This window comes from Leifsonia sp. NPDC102414 (genome assembly GCF_044765685.1).
Lineage (GTDB): Bacteria > Actinomycetota > Actinomycetes > Actinomycetales > Microbacteriaceae > Leifsonia.
Genome location: NZ_JBIWKN010000004.1, coordinates 114,234 through 130,389, shown reverse-complemented (window position 1 = coordinate 130,389; position 16,156 = coordinate 114,234). Strand labels below are relative to the sequence as shown.

Genomic DNA, 16,156 nt, shown 5'->3' with positions numbered 1-16,156 from the left:
GGGGCCGCCCTCGAAAGGACGGCCCCTGCTCCGGTTGTGCCGCTAGGCCTGCGACCCCCGTCGGCGCGCGACGATCAGCAGCACGACGAACCCGCCGAGGATGCCGAGCAGCGCCGCACCGAACGCCGGCGCCAGGTCGGCGCCCGTGTTGGCGAGCCCGGACTGGATGACGCCGTTGCCGCCGCCAGCCGTTCCGGTTCCGCCCGTGCCGGGGTCACCGGGCGTGCCAGGCGTGCCAGGCGTGCCAGGCGTGCCGGGCGTGCCAGGCGTCCCAGGGTCGCCTGGGCCGGTCGCCGCCGCCACCGTGATCGCGGTCCAGCCGAGCACGTTGCCGTCCGCGTCGAGCACCGCGATCCGGTGCGCGCCAGCCGGCAGGTCGGCCGGCAGGGTCACCTGCACCTGACCGCTCGCCGGCACCTGCATCCATCCGCCACCGAGGTTCTGCGGGGTGGAGTGCACCCACACGGAGACCCACTTACCGGAGAACACAGCACCGATGTTGATGGTGATCTTGTCGCCGGGGTGGAACACGCCATCCGTGCCGCCGATGGCCTGGATGAGGTCCTTGAGCGCGTCGATGAACGCCGTGATCGCAGCAGGTACAGGCGGAGTGGTCGGCTTCGGGTTCGTGCCGGGGTCGACCACATCGGCCACCAGCAGCGGGATGCGCACCGTCGTGCCCGAGTCAGGCGCGCGCAGCACGAGCACGCTCGCACCTTCCGCGTCCGCCGGGACCGCGAAGCTCACGGTCGCCGCACCGTCCGCGTCCACTGGGACGGAGGCGAGCGTCGCCGCGCTGCCCTGCCACGTGAGGTCCAGCGAGGTGTTCGCCGGGCTGCCCAGGGAGGTCAGGTTGAGCTTCGACACCTGGAACGTGACCTGCTGGCCGCGGTCGAGGGTGCCGGTCGGGACGCCGGAGACGGCGACCCCTCGGCGCTCGAAGCTCGGCGAGAGCGGGCTGTTCGCGGTGATGTAGGAGATCCAGGCGTCGCGGTCGATCAGACCGGAGTCCTTCGTGTTCGTCCCTGCTGCGAAGGCGCGGAAGTTGTCCCCGCCCTGCAGGAGGAAGCTGAACGAACCGATGCGGTAGGACTTCGCCGGATCGATCGGCGCACCGTTCACCAGGATGCTCGTGATGCGGTCACCCGCAGCCCGCGCAGCATCGTAGGTGTAGCTGACGTTCTTCGACAAGCCGAGGTTGAGGAACGCACGGCTCGGGATGCTCCCGTCGGCATTCGTCTGCCACTGCTGCTCCAGCGCCTGCTTGAACTGCGCGCCGGTGAGGGTCGTGGTCCACAGGTTGTTCACGAACGGCAGCACCGCGTTGGCCTGCGCGTACGTGACCGACCCGTCGGCGCCCTTCAGCAGCTCGGCGCGCAGCCCACCGGGGTTGACGACGCCGATCTCCGCACCACCGAGCTCGGGCGAGGAGAGCGTCGACACCAGCGAGTCGGCGACCAGGTTGCCGAGCGTGGACTCGGACATCCTGTCGTCGCGTGCTCCGCCGATGTACGCGGTGGTGATGTCCGCCGTGACAGAACCGATCTTCTGGTTTCCGATCACCGCGGCGTCGGCGAGCGCCTTGTCGACGATCGCCTTCACAGCGGCCACCCGCGGATATGCGGCGACGAGGGCCTCATCGGCGTCGGTCGTGCGTGCCACGTTGGCCGCCGTGTGACCGGTGACCTTCTTGGTGTCTCCGTCGACCGACAGGGTGATCTGACCGATGTTCTCGCCGTAGCTTCCGGTCTGGACGATCGGACGGGTCGCGCCCGCGACACCGGGGACCGGTGCATCCCACGCGTACTGCTTGTGGGTGTGGCCGGTGAAGATCGCGGAGACCTTCGCCGACGTCTTGGTCACGATGTCCGCGAAGGCGCCGCCTGCGGCGACCTCCTTGTCGAGCGTCGCGCCGTCCGGTGTTCCGAAGCCGGCGCCCTCGTGGTATTCGGCCACGATGACGTCGGCCTCACCGTTGGCGGTGTCGCCGTCCGTCAGCTTGGCCGCGACGCGGTTGACAGCAGCGACAGGGTCGCCGAAGTCGAGCGTCGACACCCCGCCCGGCGACACCAGCGTCGGCGTCTCCTGCGTGACCGCGCCGACCACAGCCACCTTCAGCCCGTCGACCGTGAAGGTCGCGTACTCCGGCAGTGCCGGGGTGGTCGTGCCCTTCGTGTAGACGTTCGCACCGAGGTAACGGAAGTCGGCCGCGTCCTTCACCCGGCCGGTCAGGTCGGAGAAGCCCTTGTCGAACTCGTGGTTGCCCACGGCGCTCGTCTTCAGACCGAGCGCGTTGAGCACGTCGATCGTCGGAAGGTCGCCTGCGGAAGCTGATGCGAACAGGGAGGCGCCGATGTTGTCACCGGCGGACAGGAACAGGGTGTTCTGCTCCCCGGCCGCCGCGCGCAGCTTCTCGATGGTTCCGGCGAACTTGACCGTGTTGCCGTCGATACGACCGTGGAAGTCGTTGATGTTCAGCAGGTTGATGGTCTTGGCGCCCGCTCCGAGTCCCATGCCGACCACGATCGGGTCGTGGTCGCTCGACCGGTACTGGTCGGCGGCGTAGAAGTTCGTCGCGTTGTAGTTGTATCGGCTGTACTCCAGTGCGATGGACTCGCCGGAGTTGATGTTCCAGACGTCCGCTCCTGTGATGACCGCGTTCGCCGCCGGCGACGCGAGCACGTGGTCGAGAGAGCCGACCGTTCCTCCGAACGAGTACGTCTGCTTCGTGGTGCGGGTGTGCACCTGGTCGATGTAGCCCGCGTCGGTGATGACCTTGATCGGGTCCTCGTTGAGGTACGCGTTGAAGTCGCCGATCAGGAGCACCTTGGTGGAGCCGAGTGTGGACTTCAGCGTGTCGGCGAAGCCGACGAGCGCGTGCGCCTGGGCCACGCGGGAGGCGTTGGACGCGCCCTGCCCGTCGCCCTGGTCGGCGTCCGCCCCCGTGCCGGAGCCCTTCGACTTGAAGTGGTTCACGACAGCGATGAACGCGGCGGAGTCCGGCGTGCCGACCTTCTTGAACGCCTGGGCGAGCGGCTGACGCGCATTGGCGAACGCCGCATCCATCAGGATGCGCGAATCGCCGACCGGCACAGCGTGCGCCTTCTTGTAGATGAACGCGGTGCGGATGACGTCCTCGCTGGACGGGACGGCCGCGGGAGACGGCACGAACGCCCAGACCTGGCTGCCCGCGGCGGCGTTGAGCGCTGCGACGAGCTTCGAGAGCGCATCGTCGCGGTTCAGACCGAACCTGGCCGAGTTCTCGATCTCCTCGAGCGACACCACGTCGGCGGTGAGGCCGTTGATGGCGGCGACGATCTTGTCCTGCTGGCGCTTCAGGTTCGCGGCGTCCGCTGCTCCGCGGGCGTCGCATCCACTGTTGACCGTGATCTTGTTGCCGTCGCGGTCCGTGTAGAACGTGCAGCCGCTGAGCTGGTCGCCGGTGGTGGTGAAGTAGTTCAGCACGTTGAAGGTGGCGAGCTTGAGGTCGCCTCCGACGTTCTCGGGAGCGGCGGTGCGGGTGTTCCCGAACGTGACGGGCTGCACCGTGGCGGCGGTGGCCGGGGTGAGTTCGGAGGTCGGCTGGAACTTCCACACATTGTTGCGGAAGTCGAGGACCACCGGCTTCGTGAACGTCACCGGCGCTCCGACGCGCACGGGTGCGGTTTGCGACAGGTACGGCAGCGGCTTGGCCTTGTTGGCCGCGCTGAGGAAGTTGGTCGATGCTCCGTCGTCGAGCGTGACGGCGCGCGCCGCGTTGCCCGCGACGGCGGCCGCGTACTCCGGAGTGCCGGGGCGTGCGGTCTCCGTGGCCTGAATCAGCGGCTTGTCGCCCGCCGCGAGGCCGACCTCGCCGTACTGGTTGGTGGAGTAGACGTCGGTGACGGTGAACGCGCCCTGCGGTGCGAGCAGCATGCCCTCCAGGCTTTCGCGCTGCGCATCCGTTTCCGGCAGACCGATCGTGGCGGGGCTCGGTGCGGTCTTGCCGGTCGCGTCGAGCGCGACGACAGCGGCCGCGGAGGCCGGGGTGATCTCGGTCAGGCCGGCGAACTCGCTGACAGCGCCCGTGACCTGCACATAGTCGCCGATGGCGACGGCCGCTGTGGCTGCGGTGCCGTAGACGTAGACAGCGTCGGAGGCCGTGTGGGTCGCGAGGTCGATCGCGCCGCCGGTGCCAGGGGTCTGGAGGAAGAAGCCGTTGAAGCCGCCCGTGGCGTACGCCGCCGTGACGAAGCCGCTGGTGGTGACGGTGGTTCCGGCCTTCGGGCTGGTGTCGCCCGTTCCCTGGACCTCGGCGATCGGGATGCTGTCCTCTGCCGGAGGCCCTGGGTCGGTTCCCGTTCCAGGGTCGGTGCCGTCCGGCGCCGGCTCCGTTGCGGGGCCACCGGCAGGGTCTGCAGAGCTCTGCGGCGTGATCGTCGCGGTGAGGCTCAGGTCGGCGCCGTTGTCGTCGCTGTCCCAGAAGCCGGTGCGCACGAGCGACTTGACGTCCGTGTTGCCGGTCGGCGCCGTCGCCGCCTTCGTCTCGAACGTGTTCGACGTGCCGTAGCCGACGAGGTCGACGATCTGCGAAGCGTTCTTCACGTCGCCGACAGGGGGCGTGACCGGCGTCGCCGTCGACGCCAGGAGAAGCGTGCCGCCCGCACCGCCTGGATTGAGGGTGCCCGTCGCATCCGCGGCGGGAAGGGCGGCACCGTTCGCGCCGTTGCTGCTGCCCTTGACGAGGTAGTAGCCGTATGGTGCGATGCTCCCGCTCAGCGCCGTGAGGCCTGAGGCCGCGCCGGTGCCGGTCGCCGGTCGGTACTGCACCGACCAGCCGTCGACGGACACGGGCTGGGTGGTGGGGTTGTACAGCTCGACGAACTTGTTGGCGTACGCGGCGCCCGCGCTGCCGCCGGACAGGTACACCTCGTTGATGACGACGCTGGTGGCATCGGTGCTGGCCGTGGCCGGCAACGCCGTGAGAGGGGCGGCAGCGAGACCGACCCCCACAGCGGCTGCGGTGGCGATCTGCCACGCTCTGCCGAATCTTCTAGACATGCTTCTCCTTGGTCGGAAACGGGTCGGACTGCTGAGCCCTCGCACACCGTATGGAGCGCAGTGGGCCGGACTCTGACTCCTGAGTGAACGTACAGAAAACGTCACCCGTTCGAGGGTGCTCATCCGAGCACGGAGGGGAGCAGCGGGCGTCATATCTGACATTGCACCAGGCGCCACCTACACCCTGCCCTGCGGTCCGGCATGATGGCACCATGCGGATCGAAGAGATCGCCCAGTTCAGGGCACTGGCGACGGACGGGCATCTCGCCGACGCCGCGGACACCCTCGGCGTGTCCCAGTCGACCCTGTCGCGCTCGATCGCCAAGCTCGAAGCGGAGATGGGCGTCGAGCTGTTCGACCGCAAGAAGAACCACTACGAGCTGAACCAGTACGGCGAGATCCTCCTCGCCCACGGTATCCGCGCCCAGGCGGAGCTTGAAGACGCCCGCGCCCGCATCGACGCCCTCCGCGACCCGTCGGCGGGAACGGTGTCCGTCGCGTACGTGTCGTCGTTCGGGAGCTGGCTGATCCCGCGGGTCGTCAGCGAGTACCGCACCCTGTTCCCCGACATCCGGTTCGTGCTGCGCGGCGGCACGGCGGACACCGTGCTGGATGCGCTGCGCGAGGGCGCGGCGGACCTCGCGTTCCTGAGCCCTGACCCGCGCGACCGCGAGATCGAGTGGCAACCGCTGACCGCGGAGCGGCTGGCGGTCGGCGTGCCGGACGCGCATCCCCTGGCGGGGCGCGACGTGATCGACGCCGGCGCCCTCGAGCCGTTCGAGTTCGTCGCGCTGCGCACGGGCTCCGGCCTGCGGCACATCGCCGACGCGTACTTCGCCCGCCGCGGGATCGTTCCGAACATCGTGCTGGAGGTCACCGAGCTGGTCACGCTGCAGGCGCTGGTGCGCGACGGGGTCGGCATCGCGCTGCTGCCGGACTCGTCGACGGAGCCGGGCGTGACGCTCGTCCCGCTCGCGGAGGAGGCCGTCCGGGTGATCGGGCTGGCCAGGAATCTGGCGCGCAGCGAGTCGGCAGCGGCGTCGCAGTTCGCGCGGTTCGTGCGGGAGGAGCTGGGGCGGGACGAGCCGGCCCCTGTCACACCGTCAGCGTGACCTTCCGCAGTCCGGCCGGGTTGTCAGGGTCGAGGCCTCTGCTCAGCGCGAGCTCCAGGGCGATGCGCTGCATGGGCACGATCTCGCGGAGCGGAAGTAGTTCGGCGTCCCGTTCGTCCAACCGGATGCGCGCGGTCGCGTCGCCGATCAGTCCCGGCCCCAGTTCGATCACCGTTCCGCCGAGCGCGGCAGCGGCGGCGGCGAACGACAGCACGGAATCGCGTCCGGCCGGGCTGCCGGTGAGCGCGATCACCACCGTGCCGGGGACGACCTGACCGAGCGGGCCGTGCGTCGCGTCGGCAGCGCTCCATCCCGAAGCGGCGATGGCGTTGGTCTCCATCAGCTTCAGCGCGCCCTCGCGCGCCGATGCCATCGAGTATCCGCGGCCGACGACGAGGACGCGGTCGACGCCGTCGACAGTGGCGATGGCGCTCGCCACGGCATCCGGTTGTGCCAGGTCCGCTGCCACAGACGCTGCGATGCTGCGCACGCGCTCGTCCAGTTCCGCCCAGCCCGTTCCCGTCGCTCGGTGCAGCGTCAGCGCGAGCGCGAGGAGCTCGGCGGTGTACGTCTTCGTCGCGGCGACAGAGGTCTCCGGCCCCGCCACGAGCGGGACGTGGATGTCCGACGCATCGGCGAGCGCGCTGCTCTCGTCGTTCGAGAACCCGGCGACGGGCACTCCCGCCGAGGCGAAGGAGGCGACGGTCGCCAGGAGGTCGGGCGAGCTGCCGGACTGCGAGACCGCGAGCGCCACGGAGCGCGGGTACGCGAGCTGGGTGCCGAATCCGGTGACACTCGCCGGCGTCGCCAGCATGGCAGGGATGTGCAGCAGGTTCTGAGCGAGGTACTGGGCGTACATCGCCGCGTGGTCGCTCGACCCTCTGGCAGCGAAGACCAGCAGCTCCGGCCGCGTGCCGGCGATCAGTTCTGCGGCAGCGTCGATCGCGTCGCGGGCGCCGAGGAGGTCGAGCCAGCGGTCCGGCTGCTCTGCGATCTCCGCGCGCATCCGGTGGCCGGGAACGGCGACCCCGCTCACGAGCTGAGGCCGGTGATCATCGCGACCAGCTCGTTGTGCGTGGTCTCGTCGATGCGCTTGGTGCCCACCTGGGTGCCTCGCCGCAGCACCGTCACCCTGTCGGCCACGCGGAACACCTGCTCCATGTTGTGGCTGACGATGAGCACAGCGGCGCCGCGCGCCTTCAGCTTGAGGATCAGCTCCTCCACCTTGGCGGTCTCCGCAACGCCGAGGGCGGCGGTCGGCTCGTCCATCAGCACCAGGCTGCTCGCCCAGTGCGTCGCGCGGGCGATGGCGATGCCCTGCCGCTGGCCGCCGGAGAGATCGCTCAGCGTCGCGCGCGCCGACGGGATGCGCACATCCAGTTCGTCGACGAGCGCCTGCGTGCGCGCGGCCATCGTCTTCCTGTCGAGGGTGCCGAACGGCTTACGGCGGAGCTCCCTGCCGAGGAACAGGTTCATGTACACGGGCTGCAGGTCGACCAGAGCGAGGTCCTGGTAGACGACCTCCACTCCCCTGGCCCTGGCATCCGACGGGTCGCGGAAGCTCGCACGCTCGCCGTTGACCCAGATCTCGCCATCGGTCGGCTGGTACATGCCGGAGATGATCTTGACGAGGGTCGACTTGCCTGCGCCGTTGTCGCCGACGAGGGCGACGATCTCGCCCGGCTCGATCTCGAGGTCGAAGCGTTTGATCGCGACGATGCCGCCGAAGTGCTTGGTGATCCCGTCGAGGCGCAGCGGCTTCACCGTCGTGCCGTGTGGGGCTGTCGTGGGGGTCATGCTGTCCTCCCTGTCGCGGCGAGCGCGGATGCGGTGGTGATGGGTGCCGAACCGTCGGCCGACCAGATGCCGGCGACCGTCGGTCTGCCTGTGCTGAGTCCGGCGATCCCCGCGGTGAGGCCGCGGGTGACGAAGACCTGCGGCCGGAAACCGAACAGGACGGTATCGCCCGGCTGAACGGCGCGGCCGCCGAGCGGGATGGTGGCGTAGTAGTCGATGGCGTCCGCTGCCGGCATGTCGACCAGCAGCTTCCTGGCGGATGCGGTGTCCTCTCCCTGCCCGACGATCAGCGCGCTCGTCGTCGTTCCGCCGAGGACGGGGTCGACGTAGAGCCCGCCGCCGAACACGTATGCGTCGTCGTTCCAGAGGTGCGACACCTCGGAGACGTATGCGATGGCCGGCTCCTCGACCAGGTCGTAAACGGCGTGCAGCGGCGTCGTCCCCGTCAGGCCGTGACCTGGTTCCACCTGCGTCGCGCCGGCGGCGGCAAGGGTTTCGAGCACGGACACCGATGTCGTGCCAGGTGCGTTCACCTGGACGCCCGTCCGGCCTGCCGCTTCGAGCGCGCGCAGCGCCGTGGTCAGGGTTCCGAGGTTGGGGGTGGATCGTGCCGTGCCCGTCTCGGCGTCGAACAGGGTGGCGGGGAACGTCGTTATGCCGGCGAAGCGCACTCCGTCGATGGCGTCGATGCGGTCGGCGGCGGCGACGACGTCCGCCGCATCGAACCCGCCCTCGTGGCCGCGGTAGAACCGATCGCCAGGCGCCGCGATGCGCAGCAGCACATCCTGCACCCTGCCACGGGCGGCGGCTGCCGCACCCGCTTCACGCGCCTTCTGCTCGGAGAACACGGTCCAGTAGAGCGGTTCGAGCGCCGCGGCGTCCGCCGCGCGGTGCCGGGGGATCTGCACGAGATGGCCGAGATGGCCGGTCGGCAGGCCGCCGCTCGCGGCCGCGACGGCGCATTCCAGGTCGACGCCGACGGCGTGAGCGATCCCGCCGGCCACGATGGCGCGGGATGCATCGGGGTTGCGGCCGATCTGCTTGGTCATGGCGAACGGCGTCAGACCGAGCCGCGCGGACTCTGCGGCGAGCGCGGAGGCGTTGCGCTGGACCGCATCCAGGTCGATGACGAAGGTGTTCGGCGGGATGGCGCCGCTCTGGTGGAGGTGCGTCGCCGCGTCGAGGAGCGCCTGGTTGCGGCGCCGAAGGAGGTCGAGGAACATCGTGTGTCGTCCTTACTGTCTTCCCGGTCTAGTTGCTCTTCTTGGCGCGGAGGGAGAGCGAGACGGCCACCAGGATGATCGCGCCGCGCACGATCATCTGCTGCGCCACGGTGAGTCCGCCGAGCAGCAGGCCGTAGTTGATCATGCTCATGAAGAGGCTGCCGACCAGGGCGCCGATGATGGAGCCCTTTCCACCCGTGAGCGCCGTACCGCCGACGATCACGGCGGCGAGCACGCTCATCAGGTCGGAGCTGCCGAGCGTGTACGTCGCTCCGGCCAGGCGGCCGGCGTAGAGCAGGCCGGCGAGCGCCGCTGTCACGCCGCTGAGGATGAAGACCGCCATGCGGACGCGGTTGACTTTGATGCCGCTGACCGCCGCGGCTGCTGCTTTGTTGCCGACGGCGAGCACGTGGGCCCCGAACGCGCGCTGGCGGAGCACGTGCCAGCCGATCGCGGTGACGACCGCCGTCCACCAGATCAGGATCGGGATGCCGAGCAGCGTCCCTCCGCCGAACAGCCAGCCGAACACGGCGTCCGTCACGGGCACGGACTGCAGGTTGGTCGCCTGCTGGGCCAGACCGGTGATGAGTCCCATGGTCGCCAGCGTGACCAGGAAGGAGGGCAGCCGCACCAGGGTCACGAAGATGCCGTTGACCGCTCCCACCACCGCCCCGACGGAGAGCCCTGCGAGAGCCGCGATCCACCACTGGTGCGTGGACTGGAGGGTGACGGCCGCGACCAGGGAGGCGAGGGCGACGGTCGATCCGATCGAGAGGTCGATCTCGCCGAGGCTGAGGACGAAGACCGTGCCGATCGCCATGACCGTGATCGGGGTCGCCTGCGTGATGATGTTGACCAGCGTCGTCCCGTTGAGGAAGTTGGCGCCCTGGGTGATCGCGAAGTAGAGGAAGACGACCACGAAGCCGATGTAGACGACGTACTGACGCCAGTCCGCGTGGCGCAGCCGGTCGACGACGGTCGGCCTGCCGTCGGTGGTGGATACAGTCATGATGCTTCTCTTTCCGTGCTGAGCGGTGCGGCGTCGATGGCGAGACGGACGGCGCCGAGGATGGGGGCGGAGGAACCGAGGCGGCTGATGCGCACCTCGATCGTCGGCCGGCCGAGACGGCCGAGCCAGTGGAGAACGGGAGCGAGCAGTTCTTCGCGGCTGCCGATGCCGCCGCCGAGGACGAACAGCCCGGGGTCGATGACCGCGTCGACGGCGAGGATCGCGTGGGCGAGCCAGCGCGCCTCCTCGTCGAGCGATGCCACCGCATCCTGGTCGCCCGCGGCGGCCAGCTCGAACACCTCGACGGCGCTCGAACGGGCACGGCCGGAGGTGAGCTGGAATCGCTGCGCGATCGCTTCGCCGCTGACGGCCTCCTCGAGGGCGCCGCGGCGCTGGTTGAGCGGATCGAGCGGGTCGGAGCCGATCGGCAGGTAGCCGATCTCGCCTGCTCCCCCGCGGACGCCCTGCCAGACGCGGCGATCGAGCACCAGCCCGACGCCGATCCCTGTGCCGACGGAGACGAATGCGAAGGTGTCGACCTCCACGCCCACTCCGCTGTGCAGTTCGCCGAGTGCCGCGATGTTCACATCGTTGTCGATCACGACCGGGTGACCGAGGATGCTCTCCAGCTCGGCGACGACGTCGAAGCCTTCGAGGTCGCCCAGGTTGGGGGCGAGATCGAACTGCCCTGCGGCGGCGTCCGGCACCCCGGCACCGCCGATCGCGGTCGCGACGATCGACCCGGTGGATGCGCCGATCGCGGCGGCCAGCGCTGTCACCAGGTGTGCGAGCTGCGCCACGATCGCCCGGCCGTCGCTGGTGGGCTCTGTCGTCTCGTGGAGGACGTCGCCCGCGATGGTGGCGATCCCGGCACGCACCTTGGTGCCGCCGAGGTCGATCCCGACCACGTACTCGTTCTGTCGGGTGCTCACGCGACCTCCAGTACGGCCGCGGGGTTGGCGGAGAGCAACTGCTCGATCGCCGCGTCCGAGACGCCGCGCTCGCGGAGCGCAGGCACGAAGACGCCACCGAGGTACGAGTATCCGCTCACGCCGTGCGTGCCGGGGTTCATCCACACCTCGGCGCCCGTCAGGTCCTGGGCGAGCAGGATGCGGTCGGTGAGACCGTCCGCGACGAGCGTTGCGACCAGGTCTGCCCGGCCGGCGTCGGAGCGGTGGAAGGCGCGCTTGCTGAACTCGCCGTCCTCGCGCTCGTCGGGCACGGGACCGAGGAAGAAGTCCCAGTTCTCCTTGCCGATCGTGTCAACGGCGACGCGAGCCCCCGCGTCGACCACGCGGCGCACCAGGTCGATGCCGAGCTGGGTGTCGAGGTGCCCGACGACGACCCTGTCCAGGTCGACCCCCTCGGATCGCAGGATGTCGAGCTGCTCAAGAGCCTCAGTGCCGTGTGTGGTGTGCGTCATGATCCCGAGCCCGGTCGCCCGCTGGGCGCGCGCCACGGCCCTGAGGCACTTCTCCTCGTGCGGGGTGATCTCGCCGAGGCTGGTCGCCTGCTCGCCGAACACGCCGGCGCGGACGCCGGAGTCTCCGATGCCCACCTCAGCGTCGCGGACGAGCCTGGCCGTGAGGGCGTCGAGATCGGCGGCCAGCGCCCACGCAGGAGAGTACGACTCCAGGTAGATCGCCGTGCCGGACACGATGTGCAGTCCGCTCCGCTCGGAGATCTCGATGAGCGTGGCGGCGTTGTCGCCGTTCTCGTCGCGGCCGACGACGCCGTACGGGCTCAGGTCGACGACCGTTCCGAAGCCGAGGTCGCGGAGCCCGGCCAGAGCATCCACTGCCCTGTCGATGCTGTCGTCGCGGGTTGCCCCGGTGAGCCAGGGGCCTGGTGTGAGCGACAGCAGATGCTCGTGCGGCATGACCCGTCCGAGGTCTGCTGAGTCGACCGGGCCGAGCACGGTCATGACCTGCCGTGTCATCGGTTCTCCTTCATGGTGCGTGCGGCTCGCGGCGATGCGCGACGATCCGCGTGGTTCGTGGTTCGTGGTTCGTGGTTCGCGGGGTGGAGGCTGGGCGGTCGAAGGGGGAGTCCGGCCGCCCAGCCGGTCTGATGGCGTCAGCCGCCCGTCACGCTCGACGGCGGCTTGGTGCCGTAGTCGGACTCCCAGCCCTTGTCGAGGTTGGCCTTGGTGACTTTGGTCGGCACGGACGCGACGAGCTCAGGAGCCTTCTTGCCGATGACCCCGTATGCGCCGGCCAGCGCGAGGCCCTTGCCGATGCCGATCGAGCCGTTTCCCACCATGCCGGCGACGTTCGTGCCGGACATCATCGCTGCTCCGAGGGTGGTGTCGAGGTCGTTGGTGACGACCTTGATGTCAGTGCGGCCCGATGCCTTGATGGCGGCGACGACACCCTGGGCAGCTGTGGCCCACGAGACGTAGATGCCCTTGAGGTTCGGGTTCTTGGCGATCATGGCCGCCGCGATGGTCTGCGTGGCCGTCTCGTCGGCGAAGCCTTCCGAGTCGACGATCTTCACGTCGGGGTATTCGTAGGCGAGCCAGTCCTTGAACGCCTTGTCCCTCTGGTTGGTGAACCAGAAGTTCGCGTTGTACGTGAGGTAGCCGACCTCGCCCTTCTTGCCGAGAGCGTCGCCGAGGATTTCGGCGTTGTCACGACCGGCCGCCGTGAGGTCCTCCGTGACGATGGAGACGAAGTCGGTGCCCGCCTTGTACCCCTCCGGCGGGGTGGTCATGATGACGAGCTTCGTCCCCGCCTCGACAGCGGGCTTGAACGCCTTTGCCGCAGAGGTGGGGTCGACCGCGATGGTGACGATGATGCTCGGGTGCAGTGCGAGCACGGTCTGGACGTTGTTGGCCTGGGTCGCTGCGTTGAAGTTGGCCTGCGTGCTGGCGACCACGTCGATGCCGAGCTTCTTGAACTCGTCGCGAGCGCCCTTCTCGACGGCGGTCACGAAGTCGGACGACGTGTGCCAGACGAACGCCGCCGTGTACTTTCCGTCTTTGACCTTGCTCTGCTCGTCGCTGGTGAGCGAGAGCTCGGAGAGCGCGCCAGGCTTCTCGCCGTTCGGGCCGGTGAACTCGAGGCTGGGCTTCGCCGCCGGCGTCGACGACGCGGAGGACGAAGCCGTGCCGGCCGAACATCCGGCCAGCGCGAGGGAGAGTGCGAGTGCGCCGACGAGGGCGGCGCGAGCGGCGAGACGCCGGGTGGGACGTGCTGTGTGCATTGTGGGTTGCCTTCCGGGACCGGGTTGAACTCCTGTGCGGTGGCGTCCCCCGGGCATCTCATGACCCCGTCACCGTTGACTTGCTGAAGCTATTTTGATTTCAACAAGCAATCAAAGTCAAGCCGAGAAATGTATCCGTTAGGTTTCGATCCCGTAAAACCTGCCGAAATCGGGCGTGGAGTGGCGCCGAGCGGGCATCCTGAGCTAGTTTTGGGTTCACGCTGAAGACAAAGGGGGTGAGCCGGTGCAAGACACGCGAGCCATCAATCGCAACGCCGTCCTGACCGCCCTCATCGGAGCGAGACCGGCCAGCCGCAAGCAGATCGCGGAGCTGACCGGCATCTCCGCCGCCACCGTGACGCGCTCGATCGACCAGCTCCTCGCCGAGGGGATTGTGACGGAGACGACGGAGATCGTTTCGGAGGCCAGGGGCCGCCGCGCTGTCGAGCTCGACATCGTCGCCGACCGCGCCTTCGTCGTCGGGGTCGACCTCGGCGCATCCAACACCCGCATCATCGTCGCCGACCTGCTCGCGCACCCGGTGTTCGCCAGCGAGACGCCGACGCCGACCACGCTGCACGAGGCGGAGCTCGCCGAGTGGATCGCAGCGACGGTCGAAGATGCGGCCGCCGACGTCTGGGACAGGGTGGAGCACGTGTGCCTCGGCCTTCCCGGCGCGGTGAACCAGCGCGACCTCAGCGTCTCCAACGCCCCCAACCTGCCAGAAGTCGAGTCTCCGACCTTCCTCGCCTCCGTGGAGCGCGCGATGGGGCGGCCGATGCACTTCGACAACGACGCGAACTACGCACTCCTCGGCGAGATGCACTTCGGCGCGGCTCGCGGAGCGCCCAACGCGGCGATGCTGACGATCGGCTTCGGCCTCGGCGCCGGCCTCGCCATCGAAGGGCGGATCCTGCAGGGCGAGCGGGGACTGATCGGCGAGTTCGGCCAGCTGCCGATCGGACCGCTCGGAACCAGACTCGAACACCTCGTGACCGGTGGCGGCATCCTGCGCAGGGCGGCGGAGGCGGGGCTGCACCTCGATGCGCCTGCCCAGCTCTTCGCGGACGACGCGGGCCACGGCCTGCAATCGCTGAGGGCCCACTTCGACCAGGCGCTGCTCGTGGTTCTGACCGCGACCACCGTCTCCTGCGACCCCCAGACCATCGTGCTCGGCGGCGGCATCGCCAACTCGCTGACCTCGTCGCTCGACCGCTACCGGATCGCCCTCGAGCAGAACCTCCGGGTCTCCCCCGGCCTGGCCACCGCCCAGCTCGGGGACTTCTCCGGCGCGGTCGGCTCCGTCGTCGCCGCGCTGCACACCGTCTATGCCGGACTCGGCGTGGAGGAGACGGCGATCGTGCACCTGCCGAACGGGGACGCATTGACGGCGGACGAAGTCGCACGGGTCAGAGCGCTCGGGTAGTCGACGACGGGAGCGGAGGGCTCAGGCGACGGAGTCACCATGTCGGACCCCGCCGCTACGCTTCCGGCATGACAGGCACCACCCCCTGCGTCGCCTCGGACGGAGACGTCCCGTGCGCCGGCCAAGCGCATCCGGGGGCTCCTGTGCCGCTGTGCCTGCGGCACCTGCTCCTCGCGGCCGAGTGGGTCGCCGACGATTACGGCCAGCTGGATGCACTCCCGGCCCCGTGCGCGCTCTGCGGCTCCCGCCTCGGCGTGCGCTACCCGTCCGGCTGGCTGTGCGCCGTGTGCGAGTGGCGCGTCGGCGAAACAGTGTCAGGCGAGCTGCCGCCGCCCCGCGTCGACGTCGTCTACTACCTGCGGTTCCGCGACAGGATCAAGATCGGCACCACGGCGAACCCGCGCGGCCGGTTCTCCAGCCTGCCGCACGACGAGGTGCTCGCGTTCGAGCGCGGAGACAGGGCGCTCGAGCAGCGCAGGCACGCGCAGTTCGCGCGTCAGCGCATCCCGCGCACGGAGTGGTTCGAACGCAGCGACGCCCTGGATGCGCACATCGCGTCTGTGAGCGAAGGCGTCGCCGACCCGTGGGCGCTGCTTGCGCGCTGGCGGAGCGAGGCGATCGCGCTCCGCGGGTAGCTCACCCGCCGGCGGCCACCGTCGCCGACACCGTGCCGATCAGCCAATCGCGGTAGCGCTCGAACGTCCAGCCGCTCTGCTGGACGAGCTGCTGATGACTCTCCGGCGACATCAGGAAGGAGAGGATGTCGGCGAGGTTCTGCAGGGCTTCGTCGGACGGGGTGCCTGCATCCACCTGGCCGGCGTCAGCATCCACCTGCCCGGTGCCCACGGCACCGCGGGCCGCCAGCAGCCCGACCATGCGGCGATAGTCGGCGTGGCGGCGTTCGAGCAGCGAGGCGAGCACATCGCCGACGTGCGCGTCTTCGGCGGCCGCCGCGAGGAACGCCGCCCACAGGCCGCTCGTGCGCGCGTTGGCCTCGGCGATCAGGCCGACCATCGCCGTGAGGAACGCGCCGGTGTCCTCGAGCTCCATGATCGCGGCGACCTCCGGGCGTTCGCTGAGCGACTCGTCTCCGGCGCTTCCGGCGAACGCGAGCTCGAACGCGCCGAGCAGCAGCGCCCGCTTGGGTCCGTGCACCTTGACGCTCTCCACCGAGACCCCCGCCCCCGCGGCGATGTCGGCCAGGGACGCGCCGGTGTACCCCTTGGCCGAGAACACCTCGAACGCGGAGGCCAGGATGCGCTGCCTGGTCTGGCGCGCCTGCTCCTCGCGAAGGGTCGACCGGTACTGCCGAGGTGCACCGTTCTCCGAATCAGCCATTGACTAC

12 protein-coding genes are annotated in these 16,156 nt (G+C 69.6%); 3 read left to right on the top strand and 9 right to left on the bottom strand.

All coding sequences use genetic code 11. The features are described from left to right. Window positions 1–42: 42 nt before the first annotated feature. Window positions 43–5,040 carry an ExeM/NucH family extracellular endonuclease gene (locus ACIRCZ_RS15980; protein ID WP_402854757.1) on the bottom strand — a complete coding sequence of 1,666 codons (4,998 nt, stop codon included), beginning with the start codon at window positions 5,038–5,040 and terminating at the stop codon, window positions 43–45. Window positions 5,041–5,252: 212 nt separating this feature from the next. Between ACIRCZ_RS15980 and ACIRCZ_RS15975 the strand changes: the two genes are divergently transcribed. Further along, window positions 5,253–6,152: a LysR family transcriptional regulator gene (locus ACIRCZ_RS15975; RefSeq protein ID WP_055894611.1), complete on the top strand. Its 900-nt coding sequence runs from the start codon at window positions 5,253–5,255 to the stop codon at window positions 6,150–6,152. Here the strand turns inward: ACIRCZ_RS15975 and ACIRCZ_RS15970 are convergent. The 7 genes from ACIRCZ_RS15970 to ACIRCZ_RS15940 form a co-directional block, all read right to left on the bottom strand. Beyond that, window positions 6,136–7,188 (bottom strand): SIS domain-containing protein, encoded by a 1,053-nt coding sequence (locus tag ACIRCZ_RS15970; RefSeq protein WP_402854754.1) that lies wholly within the window; start codon window positions 7,186–7,188, stop codon window positions 6,136–6,138. The genes ACIRCZ_RS15975 and ACIRCZ_RS15970 overlap by 17 nt on opposite strands. Continuing rightward, window positions 7,185–7,949, bottom strand: a complete 765-nt coding sequence (locus tag ACIRCZ_RS15965; RefSeq protein ID WP_055894607.1) for an ATP-binding cassette domain-containing protein — start codon at window positions 7,947–7,949, stop codon at window positions 7,185–7,187. The genes ACIRCZ_RS15970 and ACIRCZ_RS15965 overlap by 4 nt, the downstream gene beginning before the upstream one ends. Continuing rightward, window positions 7,946–9,172 carry an alanine racemase gene (locus ACIRCZ_RS15960; RefSeq protein WP_402854752.1) on the bottom strand — a complete coding sequence of 409 codons (1,227 nt, stop codon included), beginning with the start codon at window positions 9,170–9,172 and terminating at the stop codon, window positions 7,946–7,948. The genes ACIRCZ_RS15965 and ACIRCZ_RS15960 overlap by 4 nt, the downstream gene beginning before the upstream one ends. A 28-nt stretch (window positions 9,173–9,200) precedes the next feature. Then, on the bottom strand, window positions 9,201–10,181 hold the full coding sequence (locus ACIRCZ_RS15955) for an ABC transporter permease (RefSeq protein ID WP_402854750.1): 981 nt from the start codon (window positions 10,179–10,181) through the stop codon (window positions 9,201–9,203). Then, entirely contained in the window at window positions 10,178–11,113 is a 936-nt protein-coding gene (locus ACIRCZ_RS15950) for an ROK family protein (protein WP_402854748.1), read from the bottom strand. The genes ACIRCZ_RS15955 and ACIRCZ_RS15950 overlap by 4 nt, the downstream gene beginning before the upstream one ends. After that, window positions 11,110–12,120: a phosphotriesterase gene (locus tag ACIRCZ_RS15945; RefSeq protein WP_055894600.1), complete on the bottom strand. Its 1,011-nt coding sequence runs from the start codon at window positions 12,118–12,120 to the stop codon at window positions 11,110–11,112. The genes ACIRCZ_RS15950 and ACIRCZ_RS15945 overlap by 4 nt, the downstream gene beginning before the upstream one ends. A 137-nt stretch (window positions 12,121–12,257) precedes the next feature. After that, window positions 12,258–13,385: a substrate-binding domain-containing protein gene (locus ACIRCZ_RS15940; protein ID WP_402854746.1), complete on the bottom strand. Its 1,128-nt coding sequence runs from the start codon at window positions 13,383–13,385 to the stop codon at window positions 12,258–12,260. 244 nt (window positions 13,386–13,629) lie between these two features. On the opposite strand from ACIRCZ_RS15940, the gene ACIRCZ_RS15935 reads away from it, so the two are divergent. Further along, window positions 13,630–14,811 carry an ROK family protein gene (locus ACIRCZ_RS15935; protein WP_402854744.1) on the top strand — a complete coding sequence of 394 codons (1,182 nt, stop codon included), beginning with the start codon at window positions 13,630–13,632 and terminating at the stop codon, window positions 14,809–14,811. Window positions 14,812–14,879: 68 nt separating this feature from the next. Then, window positions 14,880–15,446: a GIY-YIG nuclease family protein gene (locus tag ACIRCZ_RS15930; protein WP_402854742.1), complete on the top strand. Its 567-nt coding sequence runs from the start codon at window positions 14,880–14,882 to the stop codon at window positions 15,444–15,446. Between the two features lies 1 nt (window position 15,447). Here the strand turns inward: ACIRCZ_RS15930 and ACIRCZ_RS15925 are convergent, their stop codons facing one another. Then, on the bottom strand, window positions 15,448–16,149 hold the full coding sequence (locus ACIRCZ_RS15925; RefSeq protein WP_402854740.1) for a TetR/AcrR family transcriptional regulator: 702 nt from the start codon (window positions 16,147–16,149) through the stop codon (window positions 15,448–15,450). Window positions 16,150–16,156 lie beyond the last annotated feature (7 nt).

What these genes read in the sequence shown, in the direction of transcription:
- ACIRCZ_RS15980 (WP_402854757.1), bottom strand. Translation starts at nt 5,040, where the DNA reads ATGTCTAGAAGATTCGGCAGAGCGTGGCAGATCGCCACCGCAGCCGCT.
- ACIRCZ_RS15975 (WP_055894611.1), top strand. Translation starts at nt 5,253, where the DNA reads ATGCGGATCGAAGAGATCGCCCAGTTCAGGGCACTGGCGACGGACGGG.
- ACIRCZ_RS15965 (WP_055894607.1), bottom strand. Translation starts at nt 7,949, where the DNA reads ATGACCCCCACGACAGCCCCACACGGCACGACGGTGAAGCCGCTGCGC.
- ACIRCZ_RS15960 (WP_402854752.1), bottom strand. Translation starts at nt 9,172, where the DNA reads ATGTTCCTCGACCTCCTTCGGCGCCGCAACCAGGCGCTCCTCGACGCG.
- ACIRCZ_RS15955 (WP_402854750.1), bottom strand. Translation starts at nt 10,181, where the DNA reads ATGACTGTATCCACCACCGACGGCAGGCCGACCGTCGTCGACCGGCTG.
- ACIRCZ_RS15945 (WP_055894600.1), bottom strand. Translation starts at nt 12,120, where the DNA reads ATGACACGGCAGGTCATGACCGTGCTCGGCCCGGTCGACTCAGCAGAC.
- ACIRCZ_RS15940 (WP_402854746.1), bottom strand. Translation starts at nt 13,385, where the DNA reads ATGCACACAGCACGTCCCACCCGGCGTCTCGCCGCTCGCGCCGCCCTC.
- ACIRCZ_RS15930 (WP_402854742.1), top strand. Translation starts at nt 14,880, where the DNA reads ATGACAGGCACCACCCCCTGCGTCGCCTCGGACGGAGACGTCCCGTGC.
- ACIRCZ_RS15925 (WP_402854740.1), bottom strand. Translation starts at nt 16,149, where the DNA reads ATGGCTGATTCGGAGAACGGTGCACCTCGGCAGTACCGGTCGACCCTT.